Genomic DNA, 15,388 nt, shown 5'->3' on the forward strand with positions numbered 1-15,388 from the left:
AATGCCGCTCCCTCGCCTCACGCTTATTGATGTCTGCCATTCATCACCTCCTGGTTATGGCAGATCTTTTATATCATTTCCTTACCGCTTGTAAGATGGACTTGCTTGATCGCTTACTTGGTATTGGTATTGGTATTGGTATTTTGCACGGAGCGGCCATACCAGACATGACCAATCTCTATACGACAGTGCTCTGGAACATATGCAAGACACCCACACATCCCTACATATGTTCCGCGTTTGTGAGATTTGACCGCATACACGAAATCAGTTTTCGATTCCTGCATCTGCTGCAACCAGTGTTGCATGTACACAGGTCCAGCAAATGGCCCGTACGGCATATACGTCCATATGGACTCATCTTCCTGGGCAGCACGAAAGAGACTCTCCGTATGCTGTTCAGCGACAACAGATTGCAACGTACAGTAGAGACCCATCAGAGCTGATTGGAATTGCATCATATTAGTTGCGCGCCCATCCTACAGGACGTCGAACCTGTTTGCCAAGCATTCGCTATCCGCGTAAGTAACAAGAAACCAAACAGAAATCCGAACGGAGGTCAATCGTGATCTCCTTTCAATCCCCGCCAGTTCAGACCTCTCGCCGCGCTTTACCCCCGATCTCAGAGGCTACCTCCGCAAAATTTGGCGTATCAACGGTTTCCGGCAGGCGTTCAGGAGAGCGTTTCGCAAAGGATTCGCTTGTCCCTTCCGCGAATGCTTCCCGAAACCCTTCGGGGAACCCTTTCGGCAAGGCTTCCGTCGTTTCCGGATCGATTCACCGGGGCAGTTATCAGCAATCCCGTATTCACGGACATGACAATCACGTTCGGTTCCTTGTTCGCCGGCATCGGCGGTTTCGATTTGGGCCTGGAAAGGGCCGGCATGAAATGCCTGTGGCAGGTGGAAATCAATGACTATGCGACCGGAATTCTCGAAAAACATTGGCCCCACGTCGCCCGCCACCGGGATGTCAGGGATTGCGGCCGACATAACCTCGAACCCGTCGAACTTGTCTGCGGCGGCTTCCCCTGTCAGCCCCACAGTTTCGCCGGAATGCGGAAAGGCTCCGACGACGCGCGAGACCTTTGGGGGGAATTCACCCGAATTATTCGCGAGCTTGAGCCCCGATGGGTACTGGCTGAAAACGTCCCGGGGATTCTTTCAACTGAATCTGGACGGTACTTCGGACGTGTTCTGCGAGACTTGGCCGCGCTCGGGTACGATGTCGAATGGGAATGCCTACCGGCGTCGGCCGTGGGCGCTCCCCATAGACGGGAGCGAATCTGGATCTTCGCGACCAAGAGAATGGTACCCGACGCCGATCGTCTCGGATGCCAAGGGAGCCTCTACCGAGAGGTTCAAAGGTTCGCCGAAATGTCGCGGCAACCTGCGGGAGGTGCTTCGCACTGGGCCGACGGATGGCCTGTATCCGCACCCAAACTTTGTGGAGTGGCTGATGGGATTCCCAACCGGATTCACCGTCTTACCTGCCTGGGAAACGCGGTCGTCCCGCAACTCGTCGAAGTCATCGGAAAGGCGATCATGAAAGAGGTAAACCATGAATGCTGATTTGAACACGGATCTGATTCTCGAAAGAAAGCAGATGTCGGAATTGAACGCCGCCCCGTACAATCCGAGGCAGATCACCGACAAGCAGATGGAGCGTCTCAAGAATTCCATCACGGAATTCTCGCTGGTCGAACCGATCATCTGGAACCGAAAGACCGGCCATATCGTCGGCGGACATCAGCGCTACAAGGTTCTCCAATCTCTCGGCATCCAAAGCACGCAGGTCGTCGTCGTGGATATTTCCATCTCAAAGGAGAAGGCCCTCAATCTCGCATTGAACCGGATCCATGGCGATTGGGATCTCGACATGCTGCGCGACGTGATCATCGATATTGACACGGGGGAATTCCCGATTGAGCTGACCGGCTTCGATTACGATGAGCTCAAGGAATTGATCGACTACGACAGGCAAACAATCCTGACCGATGCCGAGGATGACGCGGTTCCCGAAGCTCCCGAGACGGCCATAACGGAACATGGCGATACCTGGATTCTCGGCAATCATCGCCTTTACTGCGGTGACAGTACAGATGAAGGGTTGCTCAAAGCCTTTCTGGAAGGCCAAATGGTAAGCATGATCTTCACCGACCCGCCGTACAACGTGAACTACGAGGACAGCTTCGGCAGAAAGATTCTGGGAGACAACCAGAAAGACTTCCGGGGATTCCTCGCGAAGGTTTACCGAAACTGTTTCGCCAACGCTTGCGACAACGTTGCCGCCTACGTCTGCTATGCCGAGATCAACGTGCTGGATTTTCTCACCTGCGCCATGGACGCCGGCTGGGATTATCGCAATACGCTGATCTGGTTGAAGGACGTGCAGGCGATGAACTTCGGCCACTACACCTGGAAGTACGAACCGATCCTCTACATCGCCAAGGGGCATCCCGAATTTTACGGTCCCAAGAACCACCCCAATGTTTTCGAGTTTCCGTCATTCAATTCCTTCGCGGGCCGCAAAGATGACAAGGGAGGAAAACAAGAACGCGCGCTTCATCCCAATCAGAAGCCGGTCGAGCTCGTCGTGAGAACCGTCGAGAATTCCTCCAAACGCGGGGAGATCGTGCTCGACCTTTTCGGCGGTTCGGGAACCACACTCATTGCTTGTGAAAAGACCGGCCGCAAGGCGCGTCTGGTAGAATTGGATCCGATCTACTGCGATGTCATCATCACCCGTTGGGAAAACTATACGGGGAAGAAAGCGGAGCGTATCCATGTCGAAAAAGACTGAACCAAAACCGGAACCGCCGAAGATCGGCACGTTGAGCGAGGATTGTCTTCGCCGACTCGAGGACGCCTTTTCGCTCGGCTGCAGCGACGCCGAGGCCTGTTGCTTCGCGGGGATCACCCTGCAAGTCTTTCAGGAGCATCTGAAAGCCGATCCGGTTTTCAAGGATCGGAGGGAAATCCTCAAACAGCGCCCCCAACTCTTGGCCCGTCAGACCGTCTTCAAGGCCCTGAAAGAGGACCCACAGATCGCCTTGGAGTATCTGGATCGGGTCAGTGGCCGTTAATAGATTAAAACAAGACATTGTTTGACTTTAACGAACAATCGCTGTATTATATCTACAGTAAGTAGATAATTAAACGTATTCGTTCGCTATATGGAAACAATGTATGAACATAATATAATACACACAGGGGCCGGTGTCGAGCTCGTTCGAAGGCTGGCGGCCGCAGGGCAGCGTATCTTTACCACGGCCAAGGCGCGCGAATTCGGCCCTGAAGTGGGGCTTTCCGAAGGCTATATCCGGCAGGCCCTGCATCATCTGGCCAAGTCGGGCTGGGTGGTTCGCCTGCACAACGGGCTGTATGCCATTTCCTCGTCGGTCCCCGGAGTCACCCCGGCCCATGAGTTCGAAATCGCCATGGCCCTGGTCGAGCCTGCCGCGATCTCCCATTGGTCGGCGATGCATCACCACGGGCTGACGGAACAGGCCCCCAGAACGGTGTTCGTCCTGACGACGGCAGGTGCCTCGACACCCGCGTCTAAGTCCAAGTCAGAATATCGGATCGGAGACACGGCCTATCGTTTCATCAAGATCCGACCTGAACGATTCTTCGGGACGGAAAAGATATGGATCGGCGAGAGCCGCGTGACTATCACCGATCTGGAACGCACACTTATCGACGGGCTCACCATGCCGGAATACTGCGGCGACTTTTCCGAGGTGCTTCATGCCTTCGAGGTGGCTATCGGCAAGATCAATCTGGAACGCATCATCGACTATGCATTGAATCTGGATGCGGCGACGGCCAAGCGCCTCGGCTGGGTTCTGGAAAAACAAGGCATGGAAATCGATTGCCTTGCCCGGCTCGTGAATGTCCCTATCAAGGGCTATCGGATATTGGATCCGACCGGTCCCCGCAAGGGACCGTGTAACCGATATTGGATGATTCAGGAGAATCTTCCTGGAAAGGTAAACGCATGAAACCGCTACACACCCGTCTGCAGGAAGCCAGAAAGAGACTCAAGATTCCATGGGAGGTTCTGGAACGCGACTATTTGCTCTCATGGGTACTGGCAGGATTGGCCCGGACCGATATCCTTCGCGACACGCTTGTATTCAAAGGCGGCACCTGTCTCAAGAAATGCTACTTCGGCGACTACCGGTTTTCGGAGGATCTGGATTTCTCAGGTGTAGGGGACGTTCCGAAAGGTGACGCGATGGAGGCGGCCGTCCGTCAGGCATGTGAAACCGCGAAAAAACTCCTCGATGAATACGCTCCCGTCGAAATAGTATGCGAACGCTACACCGAGAAGGAACCACACCCGGGTGGACAGGAGGCTTTTTCCATCCGCGCCCGCTTCCCGTGGCATCGGGATCTGCACACGCGGGTCATCATCGAAACGGCTGTCGACGAAAAGGTTTTGAAACCTGCCGAGTTTCAACCGGTCATCCATGAATATGGCGAACCTTTCGATACTGTCGTCGCGACCTATGCCTTGGAAGAAATCGTCGCGGAGAAACTGCGCGCCATCCTGCAGCACATGGAAAAGCTCGAGTCGCGCGGCTGGGGACGGTCGAGGGCACGGGACTACTACGATCTCTGGCGTGTGCTCCGCGCCTACAAGGACCGCATGGACTTCAGCGGGTTCGGTGATTTCCTTCGGGCCAAATGCGCATTGAAAACCGTGAGTTTCACGGACGAAGGTGATTTTTTCAAGGAGAACATGCTGAAACACGTCGAGAAGACTTGGGAACAATGGTTGGGACCGCTGGTTCCGGATCTTCCGCCCTTTCAAACCGTGATCGGGGAACTTCGCCCCGAGATAAAAGAACTGCTCCAGAAATAATCACTCCATCCGAAGCGTTGCCTTATTCCTCGAGCAGTCGTTCCTTCGCCTTGTCGAATCCGATCCAGCGACCGTTTTCATCCATTCCCCGGGCGGCCAGGTGATTGATGGCAATCTGGTTGAGATCGACTTCGCCACGTGCGACCTTGCAAAGCGTCGCGGTTTCCATGCACTGGATGTGACCGAATTCATCGGCGTCGTATTCGATCTTCCGCACTTTTTCGATCTGTGTTTTCATGCCCACAGTACACCGGCTTCCGCGGAACATGGCAAGTCGATAAGGACCGCCGCCCGCCAATAACGGGGCTGTAACCGGCCGATATTTCCCCTCAATACGGCTCCATCAGAAAACTTTCATTTTCAGATCCGAAAACGCGCACATTCCGGCCAATCACGTAATCATCGGCATGAAACCGAAATTCATCAAGGAACGGATGGTCGTGAACGGCAAGGTGTATTTCCCGCGCAAGAAAGCGATCGAAGCTCTGGCTACCTATACCTCCCCCGAAGACATTGACCCCAAAGCGCTCCCTGTCGGACGGGTATCGGTGGATACCGTCGGCTTCGGCGAACTCCTGCAGGATCTGATCACCGAGATGCGCTCCGTCGGGGCGGCCTATCCCCTGGAATATCTGGAAGTGATGCAGAACTTGAGTCTCGTCAATCCCGACGTGGCCCAGATGATCGATAATATCGTCCAACTGGGAAACACCGGCCACAAGGTGATGATCGAAATCGATCGGGAGCAGATCCAACAGGCCGCCCTGGAAGAACTGAACCGCTTCAACATGACGGTCTTCGGTCGGTTCGGCGGGATCGACGGTTTCGTGAATTCGGCACTTGCCCAGATCGGCCGCGGCGGAGCCATCAGCGTCGAGTGGGTCGTGAACGAAGACCTGACGGGCATCGACAAAGCGGTATTCGTTCCTCTCAAGGAACTCCGCTTTCTGTATGATCCGGAATCCGGCGAGTACAGCCCGCATCAGAAGACCTGCGATCTGACCCAGGGCGACCAGGGACTCATCGCGCTCAACACCGCGACCTACCAGTATTGCGCCATGCAGACACTGGACAATTCTCCGTACGCCGTACCGCCGATTCTTTCGGCCCTCGAGTCGATCACGATCCAGAGGGATATCGTCAAGAACCTCCGTTTCATCGCGAAAAAAATGGGGCTTCTCGGTTTCGTGAATTTCCTGGTCCGTGCTCCCAAGCAGACTCCCGGTGAAAAGACCGAGGAATATATCGCCCGTTGTCAGCAATTCCTGGATGACCAGGCCCAACGACTCAAACATAACTACCGGGACGGCATCGCGGTCGGCTTCATGGACTCTTTTACGGTGGAACATCATTCCATCACCGGTGACGCCACCGGAGCGAAAGACCTCTTCGAAATGAACGAGCAGCAGGTCTTCTCCGGCCTCAAGGCGGATCCGGCATTGCACGGACGAACCTACTCGACCACCGAAACCTATGCCGGGATCGTGTACGAGAAAATGCTTTCCGTCATCACGAATTACCAGCGGACGGTCCGGTACGTTCTGGAATACGGCTACAAACTCCATCTCGCGCTCCTCGGATTGGAATACAAAAGCCTCTGGATCGAATTCGAGCCTTCCAAGTCTTTGTCGGCCGCGCGGGACGAAACTACCTATGCGACCAAACTGGCCAATCTGAAAAACCTCTACGATCAGGGAATCATCGATCAGAATCAATTCGCCCAGGAAGCCGGATACGACCGGCCGGCCGAAGCGGGACCCCGCAACCCGTTTATCATCGCGCCGACGGATACATCCGACTCCGCGCAATCGAAAACGGCGTTCAGGTTGATTTATGACAAATCATCAGGATCTTATCGCGCACAGAAGTCCCCGCGTGCCGTTGGAATCACCGCCGAAGATGACGTGTCGCAATCGCTTGATGCGCAGGAGGCTTACCTGCGCTGTCTTGAGGGCCTGGATAATCATTTTCCTTCCTGCTGTCCGAGGCGGGCATCACTGGAACTCAACCCCGCCCAAGAGAGGGTCGATCGTTTCCAGAGGGAATATTTCGCGGCGGTTTATCCCGTTTTGAGGGGTTCCCGGAACAAATCGTTGAAGCAGGTCAAAGCCTTCCTGGAGGACTTCGATTTCGAGACCGGCGACAGCGACTTGTTCGCCAATGGGGTATTGGAAACCATGGGTCTGTTTTTTGCCCAATCTCTGGAAAACTCCGTTCTCGATAAAAAGACCTCCAAGAACATCAGATTGATCTACTCCTACTTCCGCCTGGAAGACGCGGAACCCTTCGGCGGCGACCTGCCGATCAAGCCGTCGTTCAATCTCATCGACAGGAAGGCGATCAACTTCCTCAAGAACTCGGACGACTTCTTTTTCGGTCGATATCTCACCAACCCGCAGACGAAAAAGGATCTGAAAAACTGGCTGGTGGACGAATATCTGAAATCGGGCCGCAACCTCCGTGACTCCGGCGAGCTGGCGAAGTTCCGAAACCGTTTCGGCAATCGGGTCGCCCAGGAGGATTACAAGATCCTGCGGGTCGTGGAGACCTCGACCAACCGCTCGCGCAACTGGGGCAATATCTTTCTGGTGGAGCAGGCCAAAGCCGCCTCCATCGAAATCACGGGGCCGCTCGATAACGTGACCTGCCCGTGGTGTCAGAGCATGACGGGCAAGAAATTCAGGGTCAATCCGGTGGTCCAGCATGTAAAGGATGTGCTCGATCAGGACCCTGAAAACCTTCCGAACCTCAATCCTTTTCTCCCCGGGCGTATTCATCCGGCAGTGGTCGATGCGCTGGATGAAAATCAGCTTCTGGCCCAAGGAATCGCTCTGCCGCCTTACCATCCCCACTGCCGACACGGATACGTGGTGGACAAGTTCGGATAGAAAAATACGGTTTGGGGTGATATGGGCGGATGGTGCAAATCACTTTCGATATCGACCCCGAAAAGTTCCGCGAAGAAATTGTTAACCGAGCCCTGAAACCGAAGGAATCGATGTCCGCCTGTCTCGAAGCTCTCTTGGCGGCGCATATCGTCGCGTCTTTCAGGCCGTTCATCGAGTCGGGGAGCATCATTGATGTCCGGGCGAAATCCTATCCGTGGATCGCCTGGTTGTCGTTCAAAGAGATTATCGCCGCGGGAGGATACGAAACCCACTATCTCGAATTCACGATCGACACGCCTCGGGATGTTCAAATCACGGAATCGGACATCTTGCCGCCGACCCACCTGAAATGGATCCCGATGATTTTCGGCGGAGGGATCGAAAGATATTTCAAATTCAGGAAAACGGAACAGAAAACCAAGAACAAATACGAGGTCCAGATTTACCGACCGAAGATTCCCGGGGACCTTCTAAAGCTCGTTTACGATCGGCACTTCGGGAAATGCGATTGTCCGCCCGAAATCCTGACGTCAGTTCCGCCGAAAACTTGGGATTGGTGGATTTGCTACGGATGCAAAATCTGCGGGACAAGATTTTTCTGCGAGTGCTTCAGGCTGGCCCTGTCGAAGGAAAAGGAAAATGCCGAGAAGTGCGAACATGCCTATGCCGAAAGCGGCTGGCCGCACCGGTTCTTGGCGGATTTGAGAGGCAAGGAATTCAGGCCGGGAATCTGTCACATCTGCACGGATACCCCTTCCGATCTCGGTTACTGTCATGAAATGTACGGCAGCGAAATCAAGGTCCGATACGGCTGCTACATCAAAAAAACGGCTATCGAGACCGGTTCGGACGAACGGGAAGCCGAAAACATCATCCGCGAAAAAATCGGCGTTCCGAAAATAGGCGAAGGCTGGATCAGTGAAACGCAATTATACAAAGTCGTGCGCGCCTTGTTTCCCGGTCATACGGTCCTGCGGGAAGCGAGCCCTGATTGGTTGGGAAAACAGCGGCTGGATATTTTCATCCCGGAACTGAATCTGGCGATAGAGTATCAGGGAAAGCAGCATTACGAACCCGTAGCCATTTTCGGCGGCGAAGAAGGATTCGAAAACACCAGAAAAAGGGATGCTCTCAAGAAGTCGCTCTGCAAGTCAAACCGGGTCGAGCTTCTTTATTTCAGGCACGATGAGAACGTCACCGAAGAATCGGTGGAGCACAAACTTCAGAAATTTATCGGCAAGACGGTAACATCCCCGAAATAGAACCCGTTTTCATCCCTCTCCAATGCCGGATTCCTCGCCTTGAAGACCGATCTGTTCGTCCTTATTTCGTAGTTCACCCTGTCAATGGAGAATCAAGATACGGAAAAAATCTTTTTCGGGATCACGAAAGTGACCGGGAGTTTACGGTCAAAGCATAGATATCGGGAGAAGGATCTCTATGCTGACGACCAAACAGATCAGTCTGGCGAAGACGAACTGGAAAAACGGCAAGCCTCTGGGCTTGTCTATGACTTTCGTGGGATCTATCCGTCCAAACGGCCAGACAAGACCGAACGAGGAGCCAGCCCCGAAAAAAAATCAGACCCCCTCGGACACGGTTGCCCGCGAACGCCTGGCTGAGGAAGTCAGCGATCCTTCCACCCAACCTGAAGATACCGTCGACCCGACCGAAGAGGATTTCGTTTTCGCGACCTTCCGTGCGCTCTCCGCTACGATTTTGGCCGATCGACCGATCGATTTCACCGACGAGAAGATGCTCAAAAGGGCTGTCTCCAAACTGAACGGCCAGACGGTTTTCAAAGATCACAACACCAGCGTGAACAATTGGCTTGGCCGAGTGGAATCCTCCCATTGGGATGACACCACGGCAGGTTTTCCTTCCGGCATCAATGCCATTCTCAAACTGGACACGGTCAAGGACCCCATGACGGTTCGCGGTGTCCTGCAGGGAGCCATCCACTCCGCCAGCGTCACCGTCAGCTTCGAATGGAAGCCGAGTCATCCCGCACTCATGGAAACGGGCACCTTCTTCGATCATTTAGGCGAGGAAATCGAGGACGAGACGGTACGGATCATCGTCACCAAGATCGACAAGTTCTGGGAAATTTCCCTCGTCTGGCAAGGGGCCGACGAATTCGCCAAACAGATCGGCGAAGACGGGCGTCCTGTCCAGCAAGCTCGCCAACTTGAAACAGTAGCAGCCCAAGCAACCCATCCAACGAATCATCAGGAGCCCCATATGAATGCACTCAGCAAACTACTCCAGGAAACCTTCGGAGTCGAAGTAACGGAAATGAATTTTATCGAAACTCTCAGCGCCCACGTCGAAGGAAAATCCAAGACTCTCCTGCAAAAGACACAGCAGGAAATGGTCAGCCTTCAATCACAACTCGATCAGACGCAGCAGCGTGTCACGGAGTTCGAAACCAAAATCCGGGATCTGGAACCGCAGGCCTCCCTCGGTCGGAAATACTTGGAGGACGAACGCAAAGAAGCCGTCCGCCTTTACCGTCTGGCCAAGGGGGATCAGGTCAGTGAGGCGATCCTCAAAACTCTGGAAAAGGCCGAACTCGATATCGCTCAAGCCTTCAAACAGGAATTTCAAAAGGAAGTTGAAGCCAAGTTTCCGAACCGGTGCGCCAAATGCGGCGGCACCGATATCCGTCGTCAAAGTTCCCAAATGTCGCAGGATCAGGGCCAGCCCGCTCAAGGCCCATTGTCCCGCAAGGCATTGGAGCATGTGAAAGAGATTCATGCACTCTAACAGGAAAAGGAGAAGACCATGACCCTTATCAAAGAAGAACTTTCAGGCATTCTGACCCTCTCATTCGAGGTCAACCCGGCCTCCGGCATTCTCGCTCCCCACACACCGGTCAAACTGAGTGCCGTTGATCAGATCGCCCCTTACGTCGGACCCGGCCAGCCCGATTTCACGTCCTGTCTGGGTTATGTTCTCATCCCCAACAGACTGAATAATCCCCGTGCCACGGTGGCTACGAAAGGACGCGCACTCATTACCATGACCTCCGGTGAGCCTATCCAGGCCGGAAAACCGGTGACCATAAACAGCGCCGGCAAGGTGATCGTGGCCACCTACCGTGAACCGCAATCCATTTTCAGGGTGATGGATTTCGCATGGAACGGCGGCGAAACCGTGACGGTCAACGGCGTGGTCCTGACCGAAGGGATCGATTTCGTCACGGGTCCCGATGTCATCACGACCGCGCAGAATATCGCCAACGCGATCGACATTGCGGTTCCCGGCTACGGGGCCTTCGCAAACGCGCCCGATCAGGTGGTTGTCAAACGCCAGGACAGCGGCGGACCCAACTTCAACAACACCATCATTCCCATTTCGACCAGCGATGACGGTGCCGACATCCTGGTGGCGCTCATGCAGGACGGGGATATTTCCATTTTTGACCCGTACGGCGTCGCATTGACGGAGGCCACCGCCCCGGACGCTCCCATCGACGTTCTGGTTCGATGATTGGAAGACAAACATAACGAGGAGATCACCATGGAACTTGGACTCAAAGGAAAAATCAGACAGACCTACGAGGAGCTGCAAAAGATCCGATCCGGAAATATTTCCGGCCCTCCCGTCTTGGGCGGCAAACGGGACGTGAGTCTCATCGAATATCTGAGCTCCCAATATCCCGCCGGTTGCGACAAGGACGGGATCTTCGACATCAACCATCTTTACTGCGAGCTGGGGATCAATCCCGGCAAGATGACGGTCAGCCAACTGATCGATCTCGATCAGGACAGCCGCTGGCTGGTGCCCGAGATTTTCCGGGACGCCATCCGCAAGGGCATCCGCACATCCCCTTATTATAATCGCCTGATCGCCTCGAGCGAGACAATCGCCCAGCCGCAGGCGAATCTGCCATTTTTGGATCTTTCGGAGGCGGAACCTCAGGAAACGGCCGAGGGCGAGACGATTCCCAAAGGCAATGTCAGCTATGGCAACAAAACCACCGACATCCATAAGCAAGCCATCGGCGTCAGCATCACCTATGAGGCGATCCAGTACACCTCGATCAACCTCCTGACGATTTTCCTGCAGGATGTCGGCGTCAAATTGGGCCACAAACTCAACAATGCCGCGGTCGATATCCTCGTCAACGGGGATCAAGCCAGCGGCAGCGAAGCGTCCGCCACCATCGGCGTGCTCAATCCCGCGAATAATCTGACCTTCGCCGATCTGGTTTATGCCTGGATCCGGGCAAGCCGCCTGGGACGCCGGTACGACAATATCGTCACCAGCGAACGCGGTGCCAACCTGCTTCTCAATCTTCCCGAATTCAAGAACAAGCAATCGGGCACCGCTTTTTCATCCCTCGTGGTGAACGAATCGCTTCCGAACCAGAGCCAGGTCTTTGTCAGCGGTCAACTCGATCCCCATCAGTTCATCCTGTTGGATCCGCGGTTCGCCATGGTTCAGCTGACATCCTCTCCCTTGAATATCGAGGGGGATAAGATCATCAGCAAGCAGATTCAGGAGGCATACGCCTCGATCACCACGGGATTTGCCATCCTGTTCAGGGATGCCCGGGTGATCATCGACGATTCACTGGATGTGGCGGTCAATGACTTCCCAGCCTGGATGACACCTGCGATCTGATGAATTGAAATGAGGAATGACTATGTCCGCTACCTATCTCAAATGCCGGAATCCCGTAATGACTTACATGGACCCGGAGAATCACTTCAAGATTCCGCGGGGCCGCATCGTCCCTTGCGAGGGGCGGCTGACCAAAACCATGCAGAAATGGATCCGACGCGGCGGACTGGCGGTCGTGGACGAAGCGCAATATCTCGCGCAGACCCGGGCCGATCCGTCCATCAAAGCGGAGCCGGTGAAAGAACCGCAACCGGATCCGGTCCCCGAAACGATGGGAACTCCCGAAGGTAAAACACGGGTTCCCGATCCCGCGGATGGAAAAGCGCCCGAGACGGAAGAAGCCAAAGTGAAATCGAAGAAGACCAAAAATAAACCGGGAGGCACGACATGACCCTGGCCTTCGGCTCCATGCATCGGTTGAACCGGATCCTGCTCAAGACGAAAGACATCCTGGGCGACGGCAATGCCACCTTGACCGACGAGAACAAGAACGCCTCCCTCCAATATGCGGCGAGTTTTTACGGCCTATACGGGGGTGATGGATCGGAGGCCGTGTATACGGACAGATCCGATCTGACGATCCTGCAATCGGAGTTGATCGCGACGGCCGCGGCCGTCGAACTGATCAACACGGCCATCTCATACTACAAAGACGACGTGGTTGAGGCGACCGCCGGACCCGCGGATGCCAAGTTCCGTCAGGATAAGCTCGCATGGCTCAAAACGCTTCTCGAGGAATTGGAAAACAAACTTTCCGGACTCAAATCTCAACTGGGCTACGCCGAGTCCGAGCTTTCAGGACCGCCGGCGCTGCTCAGAAAAGTACGTGCCTGCGAGGATCCGCCGGGTGACGTGTGTCCCTGCGATTAAGGATATGACGCATGAGCGATTTACTTTCAAATCAACAGGTCGATCAGATTCGAAAGGTCTTCCACGACTTGAGCGACACGTTCGCCTTTCCAGTAATCATCCGCAGAACGACATTCGCCAACGGCGCGTTCCGGGATTCGCCATCCACCGAGGATTTTTCATTCAACGCCATCCGTGAGTTCGTCTCCGAGGGTGAGAATGATCGCTTCCGAAATGATCTCGGTCCCGATGCCGCCCACGAGCGAAAAATATATCTCAACTGGGATGATGTCGAAGCCGCCGGACTGACTGACGCCGACAATAAGGTCTTGCTCGACCATAACGACCTCGTGGTCATGGAGGGCGAGACTTACGAAGTCATTTCCTTCGGCGGCATTGCCGACATGAGCAAAAAACCGTCCTTCGTCTATCTCCAGATCAAGAGACGCTGGGCCGACGGAGGCAACCCATGAGCGAGATGAACGGGCCATGGAAGAATCTGGAACGGGACCTGAGCGGATTCGGCCTGAAACTGACGTCGCGTTTGCAGCTGGCGACGCTTCAGAATGCCGAGCTGGTCCGCAAAGTGCTGGTGAAGCATTTGCAGAACCAGGACCTGTCCTGGAAACCTTTGAGCCCCGCATATCTCGCCTCCAAAAAGAGGCGGCATCTGAGCACGGCGACCCTCATCGCCACTTCCCAACTGATGCAATCAATCACGACCGAACTGGCAGGAGATCGTCTGTCCGCTTTTGTCGGGGTGTTGCGATCCGGTAAACGCAAAGATGGAGAACCGCCCGTTCTGATCGCGGAGATTCACGAATTCGGAAGTCATGCGCGGAATATCACGGCACGGCCGCTGTTCCGACCGACTTTCAAAGAGGTCCGGCCCGACATCGAGAATGGCTACAAGAAGGCCGTTCGCGAGGTGCTGGAGAACACGGGACATTGACTATGAGCGCGACGATTCTGAACAGCATCGCCAAGTTGCATCAGGCCCTTTATGACCGGATGGCGTCTATCGCTTCCGTTCCGGGACTCGAGTTTCTGGGTTTCGATGACGGCAAGAACCGTCCTTCGCTTCCCAAAAAGGCCGTGCAGATCTCATTCGCCGGTTATGATATCGACCGCGGGCGCGTCACTCCGGACGTGGTTACGCCATCGGGATCCACGGTGACTCTCACCTATGACGGAGAACCCGTTACGGTATATCCCGAATTCACGGTCAAGAAACCGCTTCCGCTGGATCTCCTCTATGAAATCGATACGTGGTGCCATGACAGCCAAGCCGCTCTGGAAATGGATCTGGCCTTGCTGGCGAAGTTCCCCGAGCGCGGGGTCCTGACACTTACGATCGACGGAACTCCGGCGGATTTCCCGATCGAGCTCGTCGGCATCCAGAATCTGGATGACCTCACCGGGAATGTCCGAGAGAAAATTTACCGATTCAAGGTCGAAGCCTGGGTGACCGGATTCCTGCCGGACAGGAACGGGAAGATCATCACGGCGATCGACGGCGAGATCCTGAAAATAACGAACGGCGACCCCTCGAATCCGGACGGGATTCCAATGCAACAAGTGAACATTCAACCGGACGCGGGGCCGTAAGGAGCGAAACGTATGGCAAAGAAAAACAAGGAAGCACCGATCCGAAAAGAACCCGCCAAGGCCGCGGAGCAGGTCCGCATCGTCAACCTGACGCAGAAGACTTTTCCCGTTCCTTATCGGAGTCCCGACGGCACGACCGGCTTTCTGAATCTCCGATTGCAGACGGGCCGTCACGGTCAGGATGCGCCGCTACTTCCGCAGACGGCGATCGTTCCGGCCACAAAGGCATTGGAACGCAAAAGACTCATCCGGATCGAGAACGTTTAAGGGAGGTTAAAGATTATGCCGACAGGAGCCGCAAAAGTCACATTCACCGAACGGGATTTGAGTTTCTTCATCCAGGCCGTCACGCAAGGACGGAACTGCGTCCAGATCACGGCACGTCGCGGACCGGTCAACGAGGTCAAGCTGATCGGTTCCATGAAACAGTTTCAGGAGAACTACGGACTTCCCATCGACAGTTCGGATTCCGATATCGTGGTCCAGCGCGCTTTCGATCGCGGGGCCGTGCTCTATATCAATCGCGTGGTTCACTACACGGACCC

18 protein-coding genes are annotated in these 15,388 nt (G+C 54.8%); 17 read left to right on the forward strand and 1 reads right to left on the reverse strand.

Annotated features, from left to right (window positions below; translation table 11 throughout):
* The first annotated feature begins 644 nt into the window (after positions 1 to 644).
* From dcm to HY696_09185, 5 genes are all read left to right on the forward strand, one after another.
* Complete coding sequence (dcm, locus tag HY696_09165; protein ID MBI4238567.1) at positions 645 to 1,571, forward strand: DNA (cytosine-5-)-methyltransferase; 927 nt, start codon at positions 645 to 647, stop codon at positions 1,569 to 1,571.
* Positions 1,561 to 2,802 carry a DNA modification methylase gene (locus HY696_09170; GenBank protein ID MBI4238568.1) on the forward strand — a complete coding sequence of 414 codons (1,242 nt, stop codon included), beginning with the start codon at positions 1,561 to 1,563 and terminating at the stop codon, positions 2,800 to 2,802. The genes dcm and HY696_09170 overlap by 11 nt, the downstream gene beginning before the upstream one ends.
* Complete coding sequence (locus HY696_09175) at positions 2,786 to 3,085, forward strand: hypothetical protein (GenBank protein ID MBI4238569.1); 300 nt, start codon at positions 2,786 to 2,788, stop codon at positions 3,083 to 3,085. Before HY696_09170 ends, HY696_09175 begins: the two co-directional genes overlap by 17 nt.
* A 90-nt stretch (positions 3,086 to 3,175) precedes the next feature.
* Positions 3,176 to 4,003, forward strand: coding sequence for a type IV toxin-antitoxin system AbiEi family antitoxin domain-containing protein (locus HY696_09180; protein MBI4238570.1), 828 nt, complete (start codon positions 3,176 to 3,178; stop codon positions 4,001 to 4,003).
* Positions 4,000 to 4,869, forward strand: a complete 870-nt coding sequence (locus tag HY696_09185; GenBank protein MBI4238571.1) for a nucleotidyl transferase AbiEii/AbiGii toxin family protein — start codon at positions 4,000 to 4,002, stop codon at positions 4,867 to 4,869. Before HY696_09180 ends, HY696_09185 begins: the two co-directional genes overlap by 4 nt.
* Positions 4,870 to 4,891: 22 nt before the next feature.
* Here HY696_09185 and HY696_09190 read toward each other — a convergent pair whose 3' ends face one another.
* Positions 4,892 to 5,107 (reverse strand): hypothetical protein, encoded by a 216-nt coding sequence (locus tag HY696_09190; GenBank protein MBI4238572.1) that lies wholly within the window; start codon positions 5,105 to 5,107, stop codon positions 4,892 to 4,894.
* Positions 5,108 to 5,276: 169 nt separating this feature from the next.
* On the opposite strand from HY696_09190, the gene HY696_09195 reads away from it, so the two are divergent.
* From HY696_09195 to HY696_09250, 12 genes are all read left to right on the forward strand, one after another.
* Complete coding sequence (locus HY696_09195) at positions 5,277 to 7,757, forward strand: hypothetical protein (protein MBI4238573.1); 2,481 nt, start codon at positions 5,277 to 5,279, stop codon at positions 7,755 to 7,757.
* A 29-nt stretch (positions 7,758 to 7,786) separates the two neighbouring features.
* Positions 7,787 to 9,019, forward strand: a complete 1,233-nt coding sequence (locus tag HY696_09200) for a hypothetical protein (protein MBI4238574.1) — start codon at positions 7,787 to 7,789, stop codon at positions 9,017 to 9,019.
* A gap of 178 nt (positions 9,020 to 9,197) precedes the next feature.
* The gene (locus tag HY696_09205; protein ID MBI4238575.1) at positions 9,198 to 10,523 is read left to right on the forward strand and encodes a hypothetical protein; all 1,326 of its coding nucleotides are present in this window, start codon (positions 9,198 to 9,200) and stop codon (positions 10,521 to 10,523) included.
* 18 nt (positions 10,524 to 10,541) lie between these two features.
* Entirely contained in the window at positions 10,542 to 11,249 is a 708-nt protein-coding gene (locus HY696_09210) for a hypothetical protein (GenBank protein MBI4238576.1), read from the forward strand.
* Positions 11,250 to 11,279: 30 nt separating this feature from the next.
* The gene (locus tag HY696_09215; GenBank protein ID MBI4238577.1) at positions 11,280 to 12,386 is read left to right on the forward strand and encodes a phage major capsid protein; all 1,107 of its coding nucleotides are present in this window, start codon (positions 11,280 to 11,282) and stop codon (positions 12,384 to 12,386) included.
* 22 nt (positions 12,387 to 12,408) lie between these two features.
* Positions 12,409 to 12,777 (forward strand): hypothetical protein, encoded by a 369-nt coding sequence (locus tag HY696_09220; GenBank protein ID MBI4238578.1) that lies wholly within the window; start codon positions 12,409 to 12,411, stop codon positions 12,775 to 12,777.
* Positions 12,774 to 13,256, forward strand: coding sequence for a hypothetical protein (locus HY696_09225; protein ID MBI4238579.1), 483 nt, complete (start codon positions 12,774 to 12,776; stop codon positions 13,254 to 13,256). The genes HY696_09220 and HY696_09225 overlap by 4 nt, the downstream gene beginning before the upstream one ends.
* An 11-nt stretch (positions 13,257 to 13,267) precedes the next feature.
* Positions 13,268 to 13,708: a hypothetical protein gene (locus tag HY696_09230; GenBank protein MBI4238580.1), complete on the forward strand. Its 441-nt coding sequence runs from the start codon at positions 13,268 to 13,270 to the stop codon at positions 13,706 to 13,708.
* Positions 13,705 to 14,187, forward strand: coding sequence for a hypothetical protein (locus HY696_09235; protein ID MBI4238581.1), 483 nt, complete (start codon positions 13,705 to 13,707; stop codon positions 14,185 to 14,187). The genes HY696_09230 and HY696_09235 overlap by 4 nt, the downstream gene beginning before the upstream one ends.
* 2 nt (positions 14,188 to 14,189) lie before the next feature.
* On the forward strand, positions 14,190 to 14,843 hold the full coding sequence (locus HY696_09240; protein ID MBI4238582.1) for a hypothetical protein: 654 nt from the start codon (positions 14,190 to 14,192) through the stop codon (positions 14,841 to 14,843).
* A gap of 12 nt (positions 14,844 to 14,855) precedes the next feature.
* The gene (locus HY696_09245) at positions 14,856 to 15,110 is read left to right on the forward strand and encodes a hypothetical protein (protein MBI4238583.1); all 255 of its coding nucleotides are present in this window, start codon (positions 14,856 to 14,858) and stop codon (positions 15,108 to 15,110) included.
* 15 nt (positions 15,111 to 15,125) lie between these two features.
* A partial coding sequence (locus HY696_09250; protein ID MBI4238584.1) for a hypothetical protein occupies positions 15,126 to 15,388 on the forward strand: 263 nt, incomplete at its 3' end.

This window comes from Deltaproteobacteria bacterium, assembly GCA_016210045.1.
Taxonomy (GTDB): domain Bacteria; phylum UBA10199; class UBA10199.

Excerpts from the sequence above, each read along its gene's own strand:
- HY696_09170 (MBI4238568.1), top strand. The coding sequence starts at position 1,561 with ATGAATGCTGATTTGAACACGGATCTGATTCTCGAAAGAAAGCAGATG.
- HY696_09235 (MBI4238581.1), top strand. The coding sequence starts at position 13,705 with ATGAGCGAGATGAACGGGCCATGGAAGAATCTGGAACGGGACCTGAGC.
- HY696_09185 (MBI4238571.1), top strand. The coding sequence starts at position 4,000 with ATGAAACCGCTACACACCCGTCTGCAGGAAGCCAGAAAGAGACTCAAG.
- HY696_09180 (MBI4238570.1), top strand. The coding sequence starts at position 3,176 with ATGGAAACAATGTATGAACATAATATAATACACACAGGGGCCGGTGTC.
- HY696_09175 (MBI4238569.1), top strand. The coding sequence starts at position 2,786 with ATGTCGAAAAAGACTGAACCAAAACCGGAACCGCCGAAGATCGGCACG.
- HY696_09240 (MBI4238582.1), top strand. The coding sequence starts at position 14,190 with ATGAGCGCGACGATTCTGAACAGCATCGCCAAGTTGCATCAGGCCCTT.
- HY696_09220 (MBI4238578.1), top strand. The coding sequence starts at position 12,409 with ATGTCCGCTACCTATCTCAAATGCCGGAATCCCGTAATGACTTACATG.
- HY696_09205 (MBI4238575.1), top strand. The coding sequence starts at position 9,198 with ATGCTGACGACCAAACAGATCAGTCTGGCGAAGACGAACTGGAAAAAC.
- HY696_09245 (MBI4238583.1), top strand. The coding sequence starts at position 14,856 with ATGGCAAAGAAAAACAAGGAAGCACCGATCCGAAAAGAACCCGCCAAG.
- HY696_09215 (MBI4238577.1), top strand. The coding sequence starts at position 11,280 with ATGGAACTTGGACTCAAAGGAAAAATCAGACAGACCTACGAGGAGCTG.
- HY696_09230 (MBI4238580.1), top strand. The coding sequence starts at position 13,268 with ATGAGCGATTTACTTTCAAATCAACAGGTCGATCAGATTCGAAAGGTC.
- HY696_09200 (MBI4238574.1), top strand. The coding sequence starts at position 7,787 with ATGGTGCAAATCACTTTCGATATCGACCCCGAAAAGTTCCGCGAAGAA.
- HY696_09190 (MBI4238572.1), bottom strand. The coding sequence starts at position 5,107 with ATGAAAACACAGATCGAAAAAGTGCGGAAGATCGAATACGACGCCGAT.
- HY696_09195 (MBI4238573.1), top strand. The coding sequence starts at position 5,277 with ATGAAACCGAAATTCATCAAGGAACGGATGGTCGTGAACGGCAAGGTG.
- HY696_09225 (MBI4238579.1), top strand. The coding sequence starts at position 12,774 with ATGACCCTGGCCTTCGGCTCCATGCATCGGTTGAACCGGATCCTGCTC.
- HY696_09210 (MBI4238576.1), top strand. The coding sequence starts at position 10,542 with ATGACCCTTATCAAAGAAGAACTTTCAGGCATTCTGACCCTCTCATTC.